The sequence below is a fragment of the Terricaulis silvestris genome (assembly GCF_009792355.1).
Classification (GTDB): Bacteria; Pseudomonadota; Alphaproteobacteria; order Caulobacterales; family Aquidulcibacteraceae; genus Vitreimonas; species Vitreimonas silvestris.
Genome location: NZ_CP047045.1, coordinates 2,814,899 through 2,829,900 on the forward strand (window position 1 = coordinate 2,814,899; position 15,002 = coordinate 2,829,900).

General features: G+C 64.1%; 12 protein-coding genes and 1 tRNA gene. 7 read left to right on the plus strand and 6 right to left on the minus strand.

The window, feature by feature from the left end; genetic code table 11:
• Positions 1 to 15 precede the first annotated feature (15 nt).
• Both DSM104635_RS14495 and DSM104635_RS14500 read left to right on the plus strand, forming a co-directional pair.
• Complete coding sequence (locus tag DSM104635_RS14495) at positions 16 to 642, plus strand: S24 family peptidase (protein ID WP_158766892.1); 627 nt, start codon at positions 16 to 18, stop codon at positions 640 to 642.
• A 563-nt stretch (positions 643 to 1,205) separates the two neighbouring features.
• Entirely contained in the window at positions 1,206 to 1,754 is a 549-nt protein-coding gene (locus DSM104635_RS14500) for a hypothetical protein (protein WP_158766893.1), read from the plus strand.
• Here the strand turns inward: DSM104635_RS14500 and DSM104635_RS14505 are convergent.
• Positions 1,751 to 2,248: a SixA phosphatase family protein gene (locus DSM104635_RS14505; protein WP_158766894.1), complete on the minus strand. Its 498-nt coding sequence runs from the start codon at positions 2,246 to 2,248 to the stop codon at positions 1,751 to 1,753. The two genes, DSM104635_RS14500 and DSM104635_RS14505, sit on opposite strands and share 4 nt — an antisense overlap.
• A gap of 89 nt (positions 2,249 to 2,337) precedes the next feature.
• Here DSM104635_RS14505 and DSM104635_RS14510 point away from each other — a divergent pair, with 89 nt between their 5' ends.
• Complete coding sequence (locus tag DSM104635_RS14510) at positions 2,338 to 3,930, plus strand: lysine--tRNA ligase (protein WP_407703515.1); 1,593 nt, start codon at positions 2,338 to 2,340, stop codon at positions 3,928 to 3,930.
• Here the strand turns inward: DSM104635_RS14510 and DSM104635_RS14515 are convergent.
• Positions 3,927 to 4,130 (minus strand): hypothetical protein, encoded by a 204-nt coding sequence (locus DSM104635_RS14515; protein WP_158766896.1) that lies wholly within the window; start codon positions 4,128 to 4,130, stop codon positions 3,927 to 3,929. The two genes, DSM104635_RS14510 and DSM104635_RS14515, sit on opposite strands and share 4 nt — an antisense overlap.
• Before the next feature lie 72 nt (positions 4,131 to 4,202).
• The gene (locus tag DSM104635_RS14520) at positions 4,203 to 5,615 is read right to left on the minus strand and encodes a pyridoxal phosphate-dependent decarboxylase family protein (protein WP_158766897.1); all 1,413 of its coding nucleotides are present in this window, start codon (positions 5,613 to 5,615) and stop codon (positions 4,203 to 4,205) included.
• A 194-nt stretch (positions 5,616 to 5,809) separates the two neighbouring features.
• On the opposite strand from DSM104635_RS14520, the gene DSM104635_RS14525 reads away from it, so the two are divergent.
• Positions 5,810 to 7,201 carry a glycosyltransferase family 2 protein gene (locus tag DSM104635_RS14525; RefSeq protein WP_158766898.1) on the plus strand — a complete coding sequence of 464 codons (1,392 nt, stop codon included), beginning with the start codon at positions 5,810 to 5,812 and terminating at the stop codon, positions 7,199 to 7,201.
• Here the strand turns inward: DSM104635_RS14525 and DSM104635_RS14530 are convergent.
• Complete coding sequence (locus tag DSM104635_RS14530; protein ID WP_158766899.1) at positions 7,198 to 8,214, minus strand: threonine aldolase family protein; 1,017 nt, start codon at positions 8,212 to 8,214, stop codon at positions 7,198 to 7,200. The genes DSM104635_RS14525 and DSM104635_RS14530 overlap by 4 nt on opposite strands.
• Before the next feature lie 161 nt (positions 8,215 to 8,375).
• Between DSM104635_RS14530 and DSM104635_RS14535 the strand changes: the two genes are divergently transcribed.
• Positions 8,376 to 10,682, plus strand: a complete 2,307-nt coding sequence (locus tag DSM104635_RS14535; RefSeq protein WP_158766900.1) for an ATP-binding response regulator — start codon at positions 8,376 to 8,378, stop codon at positions 10,680 to 10,682.
• Here DSM104635_RS14535 and DSM104635_RS14540 read toward each other — a convergent pair.
• Positions 10,679 to 12,100, minus strand: a complete 1,422-nt coding sequence (locus DSM104635_RS14540; protein ID WP_228445704.1) for a M20/M25/M40 family metallo-hydrolase — start codon at positions 12,098 to 12,100, stop codon at positions 10,679 to 10,681. The two genes, DSM104635_RS14535 and DSM104635_RS14540, sit on opposite strands and share 4 nt — an antisense overlap.
• Positions 12,101 to 12,205: 105 nt before the next feature.
• Here DSM104635_RS14540 and DSM104635_RS14545 point away from each other — a divergent pair.
• Both DSM104635_RS14545 and DSM104635_RS14550 read left to right on the plus strand, forming a co-directional pair.
• A tRNA-Gly gene (locus DSM104635_RS14545) sits at positions 12,206 to 12,280 on the plus strand.
• 100 nt (positions 12,281 to 12,380) lie between these two features.
• On the plus strand, positions 12,381 to 13,703 hold the full coding sequence (locus DSM104635_RS14550) for an NAD(P)/FAD-dependent oxidoreductase (protein WP_158766901.1): 1,323 nt from the start codon (positions 12,381 to 12,383) through the stop codon (positions 13,701 to 13,703).
• Between the two features lie 6 nt (positions 13,704 to 13,709).
• Here DSM104635_RS14550 and thrC read toward each other — a convergent pair whose 3' ends face one another.
• Complete coding sequence (thrC, locus tag DSM104635_RS14555) at positions 13,710 to 15,002, minus strand: threonine synthase (RefSeq protein WP_158766902.1); 1,293 nt, start codon at positions 15,000 to 15,002, stop codon at positions 13,710 to 13,712.

Consider the following 15,002-nt stretch of genomic DNA (forward strand, 5'->3'; position numbering starts at 1 on the left):
GTATAACCGTCCGCCATGCAGCACAGCCAAATCTGGCGCGCGATTGATGCGCTGGCGGCACGCCGAGGGCTCTCGGCTTCGGGATTGGCGCGCGCGGCGGGCCTCGATCCCACCACCTTCAACAAATCCAAGCGCCAAGCGCCTGACGGCAAGCCGCGCTGGCCATCGACCGAAAGCGTATCGCGCGCGCTCAACGCGGCGGAGACGACCTGGGACGAATTCGCGGCGCTTCTAGCGGGCCGCAGCGGTGCAGCAGGTCGCGCAATTCCGATTGTCGGCATGGCGCGCGCAGGCGCTGACGGTTTCTTCGACGAACAAGGCTTTCCCGTCGGCGCTGACGAGACCGTACGCTTTCCCGATCTCGGTGAAGACCGCGTCTACGCGCTCGAAATCGCCGGCGACTCCATGGAGCCGATGTATCGCGCCGGCGATGTCGTCATTGTTCAACCAGGTAGCGCTGCCGTGCGGCGCGGCGACCGCGTCGTGGTGCGTTCACGCGCCGGCGAAGTGATGGCGAAGCTTCTGGGTCGCCGCAACGAACAGATGGTCGAACTCATCTCGCTCAATCCCGCACACAAGCCGCGCGAACTCCCCGCCGCCGACATCGACTGGATCGCGCGCATTCTCTGGGCCAGCCAGTAGCGCCGAATAGGAGGATAGAGGCGGCCTCTATCCAACGCATTCGCCAAACTGAGCAAGTTGGAGCGCGCGCCTTCAGGCGCGCATTTTCGCTACATACTCGAGCGTTTGCATCGATGCGGGGCTGAAGCCCCGCGCTCAACCTGCAAATATTCACGCCAATCTATCCGACCGATCTGAACCACCCATACACTGACTGCATCTCTCACACGGGAGGTTCAAGTGCTAGCCGAACACCTGAGCGTGAGAGACGTGATCGAACGTGAGGGCGCAGACAAAGCGTCGGTAGCCAGCGGGGCCTGAAACCGCTGGGGTCCGGACGAAGGCATCGTCCGCACGTCTCAAGCGTCCGGCTCCGGAGTGAAAAGCTCCTCACCCGGTGCGCCAGAGCCAAACGATTGCGCGGGACGGTCGTGTGCGCGAAAACACTCACTCTCCCTCTGGTCCAGCGCCCACGGCGCGTCCCGCTCTCCCGACGGGGAGCAACCTCAATCCGCCTCAGCGGCGACGCCGCTGGGTGACGAAACGCGCGCGCTGTGCAAAGGTCGCCGCCTTGGGGGCTCTCCATGCGTATTTTCAAAGCCATTTCCGTTTCCATGTTTTTCGCGCTCGCAGCGTGCGGCCAAGCTGCGGCGCCCAACGATGCCGACGCGCAAACCGCCGGCGCAGCAACGTCGGCAACCGGCGAAGCAACAGCCGACGAAAAGAGCGCCATCCTCGCGGCGCTGAACTTGAGCGCTAACGCGCAAGGCCATGTGCAGAACGAATGCGGCGATATGGTCACGCCGCAATTCATCGTCGCCGATGTTGGGCCCGGCGTTGGGCGCGCGATCGCCTTCGTGATAGGCGGCGGCCCAAGCGCGGCCGCGTGCTACGGCGACGGTCCCCTCGTCGTGCTCTATCGCAGCACTGAAGGTGGATGGCGCGAAATCTATCAGAACCGTGGCGGCGGCATCATTATCCTGCCGACCCAACACAACGGCGGCAACGATTTCGCCGATGGCGGTCCGGGCTTCTCGTTCCCGGTGTGGGAGTGGAACGGCACGACGTACGTGAACGCCAATCGCACCGTTGCGGACTCTGCATTGGGCGACGCCCGGTTCATTCCGAACTAATCGCGATCAGGCTTCCAAGCCGTCAGCAGACGCGGCCCCGCGGCGCGCAGCAGTTCGCCGCGGATTTCAAACGCCGCGAATGCCGCGGTCGGAAAATGCGTGCTGAACTCGCGCGCGAGCTTGGAGCCGTCGTGGGCTTGATGCACCAGCGTCGAGACCAATTCGCCGATGCCAGGATTGTGGCCAACCACCACGACGCTCTCCGCGTCGCTCGCGGTGAACGCGTCCCAAATGCCCTCAAGCGCGGCATGGTACAGCGCGTCTTCGATGCGCGTCTCCAGCGCGAAATTCTGCAAGCCGACCTCCGCCGTCTCCCGCGTGCGCTGCGCGCTGGAGACCAGCGCCAGCACAGGCTTCAGCCCCGCATCCTCCACGGCCGCGCCCGCCAGCGCCGCCTCGCGTTTGCCCCTGCCCGTCAGCCCGCGCGCTTCGTCGCTATCGGCCTCGTGGGCGCGGACGGCTTTGGCGTGGCGGAACAAGATCAGCGTGCGCATATGGATGAATGTGCCTTTCCTCGCGCTCGCCGCAAAGGGCCGCTTGGCGAAAATGCCATGGGCGCGTTATCCGAAGAGTATGAGATTCGCTGATGTCTGACCTCGCCACACTCGCCGCCGGCGCAAAGGCCTGGCCGTTCGAACAAGCCCGCCTGGTGGCCGAGCGTCTGAAACGGCAGCCGAAGGACGTCGTCGTGTTCGAGACCGGCTACGGCCCCTCGGGCCTTCCGCACATCGGCACCTTCGGCGAAGTCGTGCGAACCAGCATGGTCCGCCACGCCTTTCGCGTGCTCACGGACGACAAAATCGCGACCAAGATCATTTGCGTCTCGGATGACATGGACGGGATGCGCAAGATTCCGGATAACGTCCCGAACCACGCGCTGCTCGAACCTTACCTGCAACGGCCGCTGACCGACGTGCCCGATCCGTTCGGCACGCACGAAAGCTTCGCGCATCACAACAATGCGCGGCTGCGCGCGTTCCTGGATGGCTTTGGCTTCGAGTACGAGTTCAAGTCGGCGACCGAACTCTACAAGTCAGGCGCGTTCGACGCGACGCTGCTGAAGGCGCTCCAAGTCTACGACAAGATCATGACGATCATGCTGCCGACGCTCGGCGAAGAGCGGCGTAAGACGTACAGCCCCTTCCTGCCGATCTCGGCGAAGAGCGGCCGCGTGCTCTACGTGCCGATGAAAAAGATTGACGCCGCCAACGGCACGGTGACGTTCGACGACGAAGACGGCGAAGAGATCACGCAAACCGTCACCGGCGGCCGCGCCAAGATGCAGTGGAAGCCGGATTTCGGCATGCGTTGGGCGGCGCTCGGCGTCGATTTCGAAATGTTCGGCAAGGATCACCAGCCGAACCAGCCGGTCTATGCGAAGATTTGCCAAGCGCTCGGCGTCGAGCCGCCGATTAACTATGTCTATGAGCTCTTCCTCGATCAGCACGGCGAGAAGATCTCAAAGTCGAAGGGCAACGGCATCTCGATCGAGCAATGGCTCGCCTACGCCGCGCCGGAAAGCCTCTCGCTGTACAACTTCCAGAAGCCGAGAACGGCGAAGAAGCTCTATTTCGACGTCATCCCGAAGGCGGTGGACGAGTATCTCACATTCGTCGATGCCTACCAGAAGCAGAATGACGCCGAACGGCTCGAGAATCCTGCTTGGCACATTCATTCCGGCAAACCGCCGACCAACGCATCACCAATCTCGTTCGCGCTGCTCATGAACCTCGTCTCCGCGTCGAACGCCGAGACGAAGGATCAGATCTGGGCCTTCATTCGCAAATACGCGCCAGGCGCCACGCCGCAAACGCACCCGTTCCTGGACACCCTCACCGATTACGCACTCCGTTATTTCAACGACTTCGTGAAGCCGACGAAGCAATTCCGGGCCGCCACCGACAAGGAACGCGCGGCGTTCGAAGACATGATCAAGCGCCTCGACGCATTGCCAGCGGATGTCACCGACGGCGAAGCGATCCAGGCCGAGGTCTACGCCGTCGGCAAGGAGCATGGATTCGAGCCGCTGCGCGACTGGTTCAAGGCGCTCTACGAAGTGCTGTTCGGCGTAGAAAGCGGCCCCCGCTTCGGCCAGTTCGCTGCAATCTTTGGCGTGCGCGAAACCGCGGCGCTGCTGCGCAAAGGGCTGGCGGGCGAGCTCTTGAAAGCGGCCTAAGCCGCGTTCGACGCTTTCGTCGTGGGGTTCTGCACCAGCCTGAACGTCGGCACACTCCGCCCATGCCAACGCTCCACCACTTCGCCACAGACTTGGCATTCGAATATGCCAATGTCCTTGATCGGCAGCTGCGCCTCGGCGCGCTCATACTTGGCGCCGCACGCGCAGGCCACGCAGGCGGAATAAGCAGGAAGAGGCACGGGCAAACTCCGTCTGCACCATGGCTGGATCAGCGTTACCAAAGCATTGTGTAATGCGCCCTTCGTTTCGTGTCAGCCGTTCAACGCACGCTCCGCGCGCCACGCCGCGATGACCGCACTAGCGCTGCGGTCGATATCGGCCTCAGTCGTGCCCGCGCCAATCACTGAAACGCGGATGATCTGCCGCCCGCCCCAAACAGCCCCGCCAACGAAGCACTCACCCTCGCGCTGGATGCGCGCTATGGCGCGTTGTGTCAGGGCATCGGCGCGTTCGCCGTCGAAATCCGTCCCGCAACGCACCGCGACTTGGTTCAGCACGACCTCATTCATAATCTCGATATCGCCTTCGCTCGCGAGCCGATCGGCCATCCGCCGCGCCAACGCGCAGTGGCCACTGACCATGTCCGCGACGCCGGTGCGACCGAGCGATTTGATCATCGCCCAGGTCCCGAACCCACGCGCCCGGCGCGACAACTCCGGCACGTAGTCCGCAGGATGGCGCTCATTGCCCTCAGGCAGATAGCTCGCCGCGATCAGCATGGCCCGGCGATGGGCGTCGCGGTCGCGCACGATGGCGTAGCCGCTGTCGTATGGCGTCTGCAGCCACTTGTGCCCGTCAGTGCCCCACGAATCCGCCAACTCAACCCCAGCCCCAAGCGACGCCAACTCACGCGAAGCGCGCGCCCACAGGCCAAACGCGCCATCGACATGCAGCCAGGCGCCCTTTTGCTTGGCGATTGGCGCTATTTCAATGAACGGATCGAACGCGCCGGAATTGATGTGCCCCGCTTGGGCAATGGCGATGATCGGGCCGTCCAGGTTTCGCATCGCCGCTTCAAACGCCTCGGCGCGCATGCAGCCCTCGCGGTTGATGGCCACGGACACGACGCGCGACGTGCCGAGACCGAGGTATTTGAGAGCGGAAAAGACCGTCGAATGCGCCTCTTCGCCGAGCACAACATGGATCGGCGGCGCGCCGAACAAGCCTTGCGCTTCGCAATCCCAGCCGGCGCGGCGCAGCACCTCACCGCGCGCCGCCGCCAAACAGGTGAAATTCGCGATGGTGGCGCCGGTGACGAAGCCGACAGAACTCTCGCGCGGCAGGTCGAGCAGATCGAGCAGCCACTGCCCCGCAACCTCTTCGATCGCCGATGCAGACGGCGTCGCGTGTGCATTGCCAGTGTTCTGCGCCCATGTGCTGGTGAGCCAGTCGACAGCCATCCCCGCCGGCGCGGACGCGCCGATCACCCAGCCGAAGAAGCGCGGGCCCGTCATGGCGGCGAGCCCCGGTTCGGCGCGCTCGATCAGCTCCGTAACCAGAGCATCAATGCTCGCGCCGCGCTCGGGAATAGCGCCGCCAAGCCGCTCAAGCATGTCCGCGTAGCCGATCTCAGGACGATGCGACCGCGCCGGCGCACCTGCTCGATATGCGGCGGCGTATTCCGCGATCCGCGTCAGCACGCTGGCAAAGTCGTTCTGGGTCATGCGCGCTCCATTTGATGTCGTCCTGTACTCTGCAGTCGACCGCCGCGCGAGGCGCGCGAAGGGCAGATGGCGCTTTCCCTTTTGAGTTGTATCTTGACAACCCTTCGTTGGTTGTGAGTAACCACCTCCTACAATCCTGTGTTGAGCCGATGGGGATGGATGGGGGCGAGCCTCGGTTAGACGGCCTGCGTCCCGTGGCGACTGTCAGCGCCGCGGAGTTGGACGCCGCGCGCCTCGCCTTTCACCGCGCCTTCCCCGCACGCTCGTCCAAGCGCGTGTTTTTTGCGACGCAGGTCCTCGCGCTCACCGCGCTGATAGGCTTGATCGTCTGGGCGTTTGCGGCGGCCCCTGCGCTTTCATTCGAAGTCGCGCATATCGCGGCGCTCTGCTTGTTCGCGCTCGCCATTGGCTTGCGTTTGGTAGCAGCGGCCAGCTTGGCGCCGATCTTGTGGCGGTTAGCTAAGCCGCAGCAATGGCCAGTCTATACGGTGTTGTGCCCACTCTACCGTGAAGCAAATATAGTCCCTGACCTGGTGGCCGCGCTCAATGCGCTGGACTACCCGGCGAACGCACTCGATGTGAAGCTATTGGTAGAGGGCGACGACGTCGATACGATCGCAGCGGCGCTAGCCGCTTCAAGCGCGCCGCATATTGAAATCGTGATCGTACCGGCGGCAGCGCCGCGGACCAAACCGAAAGCACTCAATGTCGGTTTAGCCCGCGCGCGCGGCGAGTTTGTCGTCGTCTACGACGCGGAGGATCGTCCGCACCCGCAACAGCTGCTCGCGGCTCTGGGCGCATTTGAGGACGGCGACGGCAGGTTAGCCTGCGTGCAGGCTCCGCTCGTGATCGATAATGCCGACGCTAACTGGATCGCGCGCCAGTTCGCCTCCGAGTATGCCATCCAGTTTCGCGAAGTATTGCCTCTGCTGGCGCGCATGCGCGTACCCGTATCGCTCGGCGGCTCCAGCAATCACTTCCGCACCGAAGCGTTGCGCACGGTCGGCGGCTGGGACAGCTACAACGTCACTGAAGATGCCGACCTGGGCTATCGCTTCGCCCGCGACGGCTATCGCATCGATGTGATCGGTCCACCGACTTACGAAGAGGCGCCGGTCACGTTCGCAGCCTGGCTCAATCAACGCACGCGCTGGATAAAGGGACACATGCAAACGTGGCTCGTGCTGATGCGCGATCCGATCCGGACGGCGCGGGAAATGGGCGTGGTGTCCTTCGCTATGATGCACCTGATGCTTAGCGGCGGGCTGGTCGCGGCGTTCCTGCACGGGCCGATCGCTTGCGTGATCGCGATCGCCGCGCTTTCGCCCTACACGCTGCTCACCCCAGCAGATTTCGTGCTGGCGCTCTGCGGCTATTGCGTCGCCATCTTCGCCGCACTTACGGCTTGCGCCTTGTCAAATAGTTTGAGTCACGCCCGAGCGGCGTTGACTATGCCGGCTTACTGGCCGCTCGCATCTATTGCCGCATATCGCGCGCTATTCGCTTTACTGTTTCGCCCGCACCGTTGGGCCAAGACCGCCCACGGCGTGTCGCCGCGCATACGTATGCTCGACCCGGCGCGTTAACGCAGCGACACGAGCAAGGCGCACATCCTTTTGACGTCGGCCTCGTCCTGGTTCCAGGAAACGACTAGGCGCGCTTCGCCTGATCCCTCCTCGGCCCAATCGTAGAAATCGGCGCCACCGGCGCGCAACTTGGCCAAGCCCGCCACGCCCGGCTTGATGAAGACCTGGTTGCTCTCGACGGGCGCGGACAGAAACGGCGCTGCTGCTTCGCCCAGTTGCGCGGCCAATGCATTGGCGCGCTCCGCCAAGCGGAGCCAAAGCCCACCTTCGAAATACGCCAACAATTGCGCCGCCGCGTAGCGTCCCTTGCAGAACAGGTGTCCGCCGCGCTTGCGGCGGCGCGCGATCTCTTCGGCACGATAGAGATCGAAGCAAACGATAGCCTCGGCGGCGAGCGCGCCATTCTTCGTCGCTCCAAACGACAGCACGCCGACGCCGCCGCGCCAGGAAATGTCAGCGGGGGCGCATCTGAGCGCCACCAGCGCGTTCGCGAACCGCGCGCCATCCATGTGCAGCGCAATACCGGCTTCTTTGGCAATAGCGCCGAGCGCTGCGACCTCGTCTGGGCGGTAGATCGCCCCGCGTTCGGTGGCTTGTGAGATTGAAGCGGCGGCGGGTTGGATCGAGTGAATGCCGCGTGCATTGCGCGCGATGCCCTCCTTCAACGCCACCGCCGACATTTTGGCGTGCGCGCCTTCCACCAAAACCAGCTTGGCGCCGCCGGAATAGAATTCCGGCGCGCCGCATTCGTCGCAGGCGATGTGCGCTTCGGCGTGACATATGATGCCGCCCCATGGCGGCGTCACGCTTGCGAGCGCGATCGAGTTCGCCGCGGTACCTGTCGCCACAGTGAAGACGCGCACCTCGCGTTCGAACACTTCACCGAATTTTTCGTCCAGCTGCTTTGACCACGGATCTTCGCCGTACGCCGCGACAGGCTTGTCGTTTACGGCGCTCAGTGCAGCCAAAATCTCCGGCGCGGCTGCGGCAGTGTTGTCGGAACGAAAGTTCATGTCTCTTTCACCTCTGGCCGCCGCGCGGCAATATCTCATTCACGCTTACACGCACGGACAGTCAATATTCGTTTCAAAACGACACGAAACGCAACGCGTGCGAACGCTTGCTTTACAGAGCCGCGATAGTCTTACCGTGAAATTATCCATCGGGGTGGGCGTTGCAATACTTCATCAACCATGCGGCGATCGAACGCGCGGCAGAAGAAGCCTTCACGGGCCCGCGCGCACGATACGTGCTGTTCGGCGTGATTGCGCTTGCCGCCGCCGCCGCCGCTGGCCTCGCTGTTGGCGCCATTTGGCTAGGCCTCGCGCTGCTTGTTGACGCCGGCCGCAACGCGTTCGCTGCACGGCTGCAAGATTTTTCAGTCGCGCAAATGCGCGCTGCTCACCTGGCGCTCGATATAGTGAGTGCAACGAGCTTGGTGTGCGCACCGGCAATCGCGTGGTATGCGCGCGGCGAACTCGGTGTCGCGTTGGCCGTCGCCATGTTGTTCGTGTTGTTGACGCACACTGCCTTCAGCGCCCGCCGGGGCCGCATGCACACATTGGCCGCCTGCACCCCGTACGCTTTCGTGGGTCTGGTTTTCCTGCTCGAGGCCGCCGCCGCGGACGCCTTTTGGCTCATCACCGCGTGCGCCCTGATGGTCGGTTATGCCTTCGCCGCGACGTTGCATCACAGCCACCGCGCCGCCCATGCCCGCATGCAAGACGCCGAATGGGTGCGTCAGCTCAACATGAGCTTCGGCGACGCCGCATCCGCGGCCTGGGAGATCGATTTCACGCGCGAACGCCTCGTCGGCGCGCCGCGGCTTGCGGCCCTGCTCGGCCGCCCGGTCACCTATCGCGACGTAGTCGAGAACGGATGCTTTGCACCCGCCGCTGACAAAGCCCTGGTCAGCGCCGCGTTTGCGCCTTCGCGCGGCGCGGTGCGCCGCATCGCGCTGGAACACGAAGTGCTTGGCGCCGATGGGTCACGCAGGCGCGTGCGTCATCAGGGCTTCGTTCGCACCACGCCGGACGGCGCGCCCGTCCGCCTCACCTGTGTCACCCGCGACGCAGCCGCTGTCGCCGCCAGCCCGGCTTTGCCGCGCGATGTTACCGAGGCTGCAGCCGCCGCTCTCGTTTCGCAGAATGAGCAACTCAAGACACTCAGCAACGAACTTACGGCGAATTTTGACGACATCATTGCCGACGCCGGCGGAACGCTAGCGCAAATTCTGCGAACGTTGGCGGAACGCAGCCCTATGGTCGAGCGCGGCATCGACGATCTCGCGCACGCGCGCGACGACGCGGAAACAGCCAATCTGGCCAAATCGCAATTCCTCGCCAATATGAGTCACGAGTTGCGCACGCCTCTGAACGCCATCATCGGCTACGCCGAGATGTTGCAGGAGGATGCTGAAGATAGCGGCGACAAGGCGACCGTACAGGATCTCAACCGCATCCTCACCGCCGCCAAGCATTTGCTCAGCCTCATCAACGAAATCCTCGATCTCTCCAAGATCGAATCCGGACGCATGGATGTGACCGCCGCGCCGTTCGACGCCACCGACATGCTGAAGGATTTGATCGAAACTGTGCGTCCGATCGCCGAGCAAAACGGAAATACGCTCCGGCTCAACGCAGCCTACGTGCGCGCGGTCAACAGCGACTCGATGAAGCTCGGACAGTGCGTCCTCAATCTGCTCTCGAACGCCGCCAAGTTCACCAAGAACGGTCGCATCGACATCGAACTCAGCCAGCGCGCGTGCAACGGCGTCGAACAAGTGTTCATTGTGGTGCGCGACACCGGCATTGGCATGTCCAAAGAGCACATGTCGCGCCTGTTCCAGCCGTTCGTGCAGGCCGATCCTTCCATCACACAGCAATATGGCGGCACCGGCCTAGGTCTCACCATCACGCGGCGTTTCGCGCAGTTGCTCGGCGGCGATGTCACCGTGCAAAGCGCGCTGGGCGAAGGCGCGGCATTCACGCTCCACGTTCCAGTTGATTTCTCTGATGCCTCCGCCGCGCTGGGCGCCGCCGCCAAGATCGACGAAGTCCAAGGCGCCGAGGGCGCGCCGCTTGTCATCGTCATCGAAGATGAACCGGACGCCCGCGAACTCGCCGCCCGCGCCCTGACGCGCGCCGGCTTCGCCGTGCAAGGCGTCGGCGGTGGCGAGGCAGGCCTGGCGCTCGCGCGCGCCAAGTCTCCGGCATTGGTGCTGCTCGACATCTTCCTGCCTGATCGATCAGGCTGGCGCGTGCTGCAAAGCCTGAAGCACGATCCGAAAACGCAAGACATCCCGGTCGTCGTGCTCTCCGTGAACGAGGACCGCGCTCACGCGCTCGCACTCGGCGCAGCCGAACATATCGTCAAGCCCGCCGACCGCGACATGCTCGCGGCCACCGTGATGCGCTTCGCGCGCTTGCCGGCACGCCAAGAAGCAGCGCCCAGCCCAACCGCACAAAAGGCAGCGAGCTAGCGCTCGTAGTGCGCGGCGAGAACGCGTGCGACGACTTCCGTGACGCGCTTGCCCATCGGAATGTGCAGGAACTCGTTCGGACCGTGGGCGTTGGAGTGCGGACCAAGCACGCCCGTCACCACGAACTGAGCATCCGGAAACTTCTCACCCAGCATGCCCATGAACGGGATCGAGCCACCCTCGCCCATCATCGCAACCGGCTGACCAAAGACGGCGTGTGAAGCGTCCTCCAGCGCCGCTTCGAGCCACGTCGCGGTCCTTGGCGCATTCCAGCCGGAGCCTTCTTTCTCGCCGTCGTAGTGCACGCGCGCGCCATAAGGCGGATCACGCTCCAACATGTCCTTCAACACGCTATTGGCCTTCTTCGCGTCGGCCGTTGGCGGCACGCGCAGCGAAAGCTTCGCTTCGGTGAAAGGCCGCAACACGTTGCCGGCGTCGCGCGGCGCCGGCGCGCCGGCAAAGCCGGTCACCGAGAGCGCCGGCCGCCAGGTGCGGTTCAGCACTAGCTCGGAGAGTTCGTCGCCATTCGGTTTCATGCCGGCGACAAACGGAAACTTGGCGTAGACCTGATCGCCAAGCGCTTGGGCCGCAACCTTCGCTTGCTTCTGCCGGTCCGCGGGAATTTCGACGTTGAATGCAGCGCCTTTGATCGCACCCGTGTCGACATCTTCCACCCGCGCCAACAACTGGCGCATCACCCTAAAGCTCGACGGCACGACGCCAGATGCGTCGCCGGAATGGACGCCCTCGTCCAATACGTCCACCCGCAACGTCCCGCCAACCATGCCGCGCAACGATGTCGTCAACCAAAGCCGATCGTAGTCGCCGCAGCCGCTATCGAGGCAGATCACTAGCGACACGTTGCCGATGCGATCCGCCAACGCGTCCATGTACGCCGGCAAGTCGGGCGAGCCACTTTCTTCCGACGCTTCGATTACGATCACCGAGCGCGCATGCGGCACGCTTTGATCCTTCAGCGCCAACAGCGCCGCCAGCGCGCCAAACATGGCGTAGCCGTCATCGGCGCCACCGCGACCGTAGAGCTTATCGCCCTCCAGCACCGGGACCCACGGCCCCTTGCCGTCGGCCCACCCCGTCATTTCCGGCTGCTTGTCGAGGTGACCGTAGAGCAGCACGGTGTCGTCGCTCTTGGCGCCTGGCACGTCGATGAAGATGAGCGGCGTGCGCCCCGGCAAACGCTCCACGCTCAGGGTAGCGCCAAGAGCTGGCAGGCGTTCGGTCGCCCACGCCACGAACAGATCAACCGCCCTGTCCATGTGGCCGAGCGTCTGCCAGTCCGGCTCGAACGACGGCGACTTGTTCGGGATGGCGATATACTCGACCAAGGTCGGCACGATCGCATCGCGCCAAATCTCGTCGGTGAATTTGCGCAACTGTGTCTGAACGATCTCGGCCACGGGCGGCTCCTTTTCGCTAGGAACCTAGGGCGTTCGGCGTAGGACTTCCATCACGGCCTGCCCCTCGACAACGCCAGCCCACCTCCCTTAAGCCTGCTCCCGCTCGCGGGCGTAGTTCAGAGGTAGAACGTCAGCTTCCCAAGCTGAATGTCGGGGGTTCGATTCCCCCCGCCCGCTCCAATATCCGCACCGGTCCACAATGACGCAGGCGGGTTTTCAGGCTCCCTGCGTCGTGGGCGCCGTCGCCGCTGTGCTTATATCTGTGGGTGCGAGGATAACGATGACGCATCTCGACGCCAACCGCCGCGACGACGACGCGCCGCTGCCGAAGGTCGTCATCATTGGCGCTGGTTTCGGCGGGCTAGCCGCGGCCAAGACGCTGGCGCGCGCGCCTGTCCGCGTCACCGTGATCGACCGGCGCAACCATCATCTGTTTCAACCGCTCCTGTACCAGGTCGCGACCGCGGGCCTCGCGCCGAACCAGATCGCGACGCCGATCCGCGCCATCGTGCGCAAGCAAAAGAACGCGCACGTAGCACTCGGCATGGTCGAAGGCATCGATACGGCCAATAAGGCCGTCATGCTCGGCGCCGGACGCGTGTCGTACGATTATCTCATCGTCGCCACCGGTGCGCGCCACGCTTATTTCGGTCACGACGAATGGGAGCGTTTCGCGCCGGGCCTGAAGACGCTTGAGGACGCTACCGAACAGCGCAAGCGCATCCTGCTCGCGTTCGAGCGCGCCGAACTTGAGGACGATCCCGCCGAACGCGCGCGTCTCACTACCTTTATCGTCATAGGGGGCGGCCCCACCGGCGTTGAAACCGCCGGCGCCATCGCGGAACTCGCGAAGAAGGCGCTTGCGCGCGACTATCGCCGCATTGATCCTAAGAGCGCCCGCATCGTTCTGATTGAGGCGGCGACGCGCCTGCTTGGCGCTTTCCCCGAAGATCTCTCAGAACACGCCCGCCGCGCACTGGAAAAGCTCGGCGTTGAAGTTCGCCTTGGCCACGCCGTCACGGACGTGGACGAGGAAGGCGTCACTCTTGGTGACGAAGGCATCGACTCGCGCACCGTGATCTGGGCCGCCGGCGTGCAATCCTCACCCGCCGCGCGCTGGCTCGACATTTCCGCAGACCGCGCCGGGCGCGCCATCATCGACGCTGACCTGCGCGCGCCGGGGCACGATGAGATTTTCGTCATCGGCGACTGCGCCGCCGTCAACGACGCCAACGGCAAACCGCTGCCGGGCGTCGCGCCCGTCGCCAAGCAGCAGGGCGCCTATGCCGCACGCGCGATCCTGGCGGCGGTTAAGGGCGAGCGTTTGGATAAGCCGTTCCGCTATGTCGATTACGGCAATCTGGCCACCGTCGGCCGCCAAGCCGCGATCGCCGATTTCCGCGGCTTCCACTTGAAGGGCTTTATCGGCTGGCTCGTCTGGTGCGCGGCGCACATTTACTATCTGATCGGCTTCAAGAACCGTATCGCTGTCGCGCTCGATTGGACTTGGTCCTATCTCACCTTCGAGCGTGGCGCCCGGCTGATTACGGGAGACGTAGTGACCGAGGCGCCGTATCATCGTGACAAGCGCGAAGCGGCGTGACCGCTATCAAGAGAGCAGCAGTGATTGGCGCAACGTCGCGAGGCGCGGTTCGATTTCAGTCGGTGAGCCTGCCGGCGGCAAAGCGGCCAGCGCAGGTGGCACAGGAATCGTCTGGCCAATGATCGGTTCGACGATCTCCGGAAACTTCGCCGGATGCGCCGTCGCCACAATCACCCAACGTCTTGCTACGGCGCCATCCTGCGTGTGTCGCGCAAACGCTTCCGCGGCGGCGGCTGTGTGAGGACACCAAATCTGCGCGTGCTGTTCCCAGCCGGTGCGAATGCGCGCGCGGATCGCTTCGTCATCCACCACGTACGCGGTGACCGCGCACCGCAACTCCGCGAGGTTTGGGTAGAGATGGCGTAGACGTTCGCCATTGCTTGGGTCGCCGACATCCATGGCTGACGCCAAGGTGGGGATGGTGGCGCGCGGGCGCCATTCGCCGGAGGTGAGATAATCCGGCATGGTGCGATTGGCGTTGTGCGCCAGAACGATCTGATCGATCGGCAAGCCCAGCTTGCGCGCCCACAGGCACGCGGTGGCGTGGCCGAGGTTGCCGCTCGGGATGACGAAGGACGCCGGCGCGCCGTGTTCGTTCCAGATCGCCAGGCTAGTCGCGGCGAAGTACGTCATCTGCGGCAACAATCGCGCGACGTTGATGCTGTTGGCCGACGACAACGCGAACTTGGCGCTCAGCGCAGAATCCACGAACGCCTCCTTCACCAGGCGCTGGCAATCATCGAATGCGCCGTGCACGGCGAACGCGTGAACATTGCCGCCCCAGCACGTGAGCTGGCGTTCTTGCGCCGGCGACACCATGCCCTTCGGGTAGAGCACGCTGACTTGCACGCCCGGCCTACCATGAAAAGCGGAGGCGACGGCGCCGCCTGTGTCGCCGGATGTTGCCACAAGGATGTGTAACGGTCGCTCGCCTTCGGCCCGCGGGACGCGCGCCTGGCACGCCGCCAGAAACCGCGCGCCGAAATCCTTGAACGCCGCCGTTGGACCGTGAAAGAGCTCCAGCACTTGGGCAGGATGGCCATCGATGCTGTTCAGGGGCGCAGGAAACGAAAATGCGTCCGCGGTTATCGCAGCGAGCTGATCGGCCAGCGGATCATCCGCAACGAAAGTCTCCAGCAACGCAGCCGCAAACACTGGTAGCGCATCGGGCGCTGCCCGCGCGTCGAAGCGCGGCCATTGGGCAGGCACATAAAGTCCGCCATCGGGCGCGATGCCTTGCATGAGTGCCGCGCTAAACGAAACCGGCGCCGCTCCGCCGCGCGTGCTGACGTAACGCAT

Coding starts and splice junctions, on each gene's coding strand:
- DSM104635_RS14550 (WP_158766901.1), top strand. CDS start 12,381: ATGACGCATCTCGACGCCAACCGCCGCGACGACGACGCGCCGCTGCCG.
- DSM104635_RS14495 (WP_158766892.1), top strand. CDS start 16: ATGCAGCACAGCCAAATCTGGCGCGCGATTGATGCGCTGGCGGCACGC.
- DSM104635_RS14505 (WP_158766894.1), bottom strand. CDS start 2,248: ATGCGCACGCTGATCTTGTTCCGCCACGCCAAAGCCGTCCGCGCCCAC.
- DSM104635_RS14500 (WP_158766893.1), top strand. CDS start 1,206: ATGCGTATTTTCAAAGCCATTTCCGTTTCCATGTTTTTCGCGCTCGCA.
- thrC (WP_158766902.1), bottom strand. CDS start 15,002: ATGCGTTACGTCAGCACGCGCGGCGGAGCGGCGCCGGTTTCGTTTAGC.
- DSM104635_RS14530 (WP_158766899.1), bottom strand. CDS start 8,214: ATGAACTTTCGTTCCGACAACACTGCCGCAGCCGCGCCGGAGATTTTG.
- DSM104635_RS14520 (WP_158766897.1), bottom strand. CDS start 5,615: ATGACCCAGAACGACTTTGCCAGCGTGCTGACGCGGATCGCGGAATAC.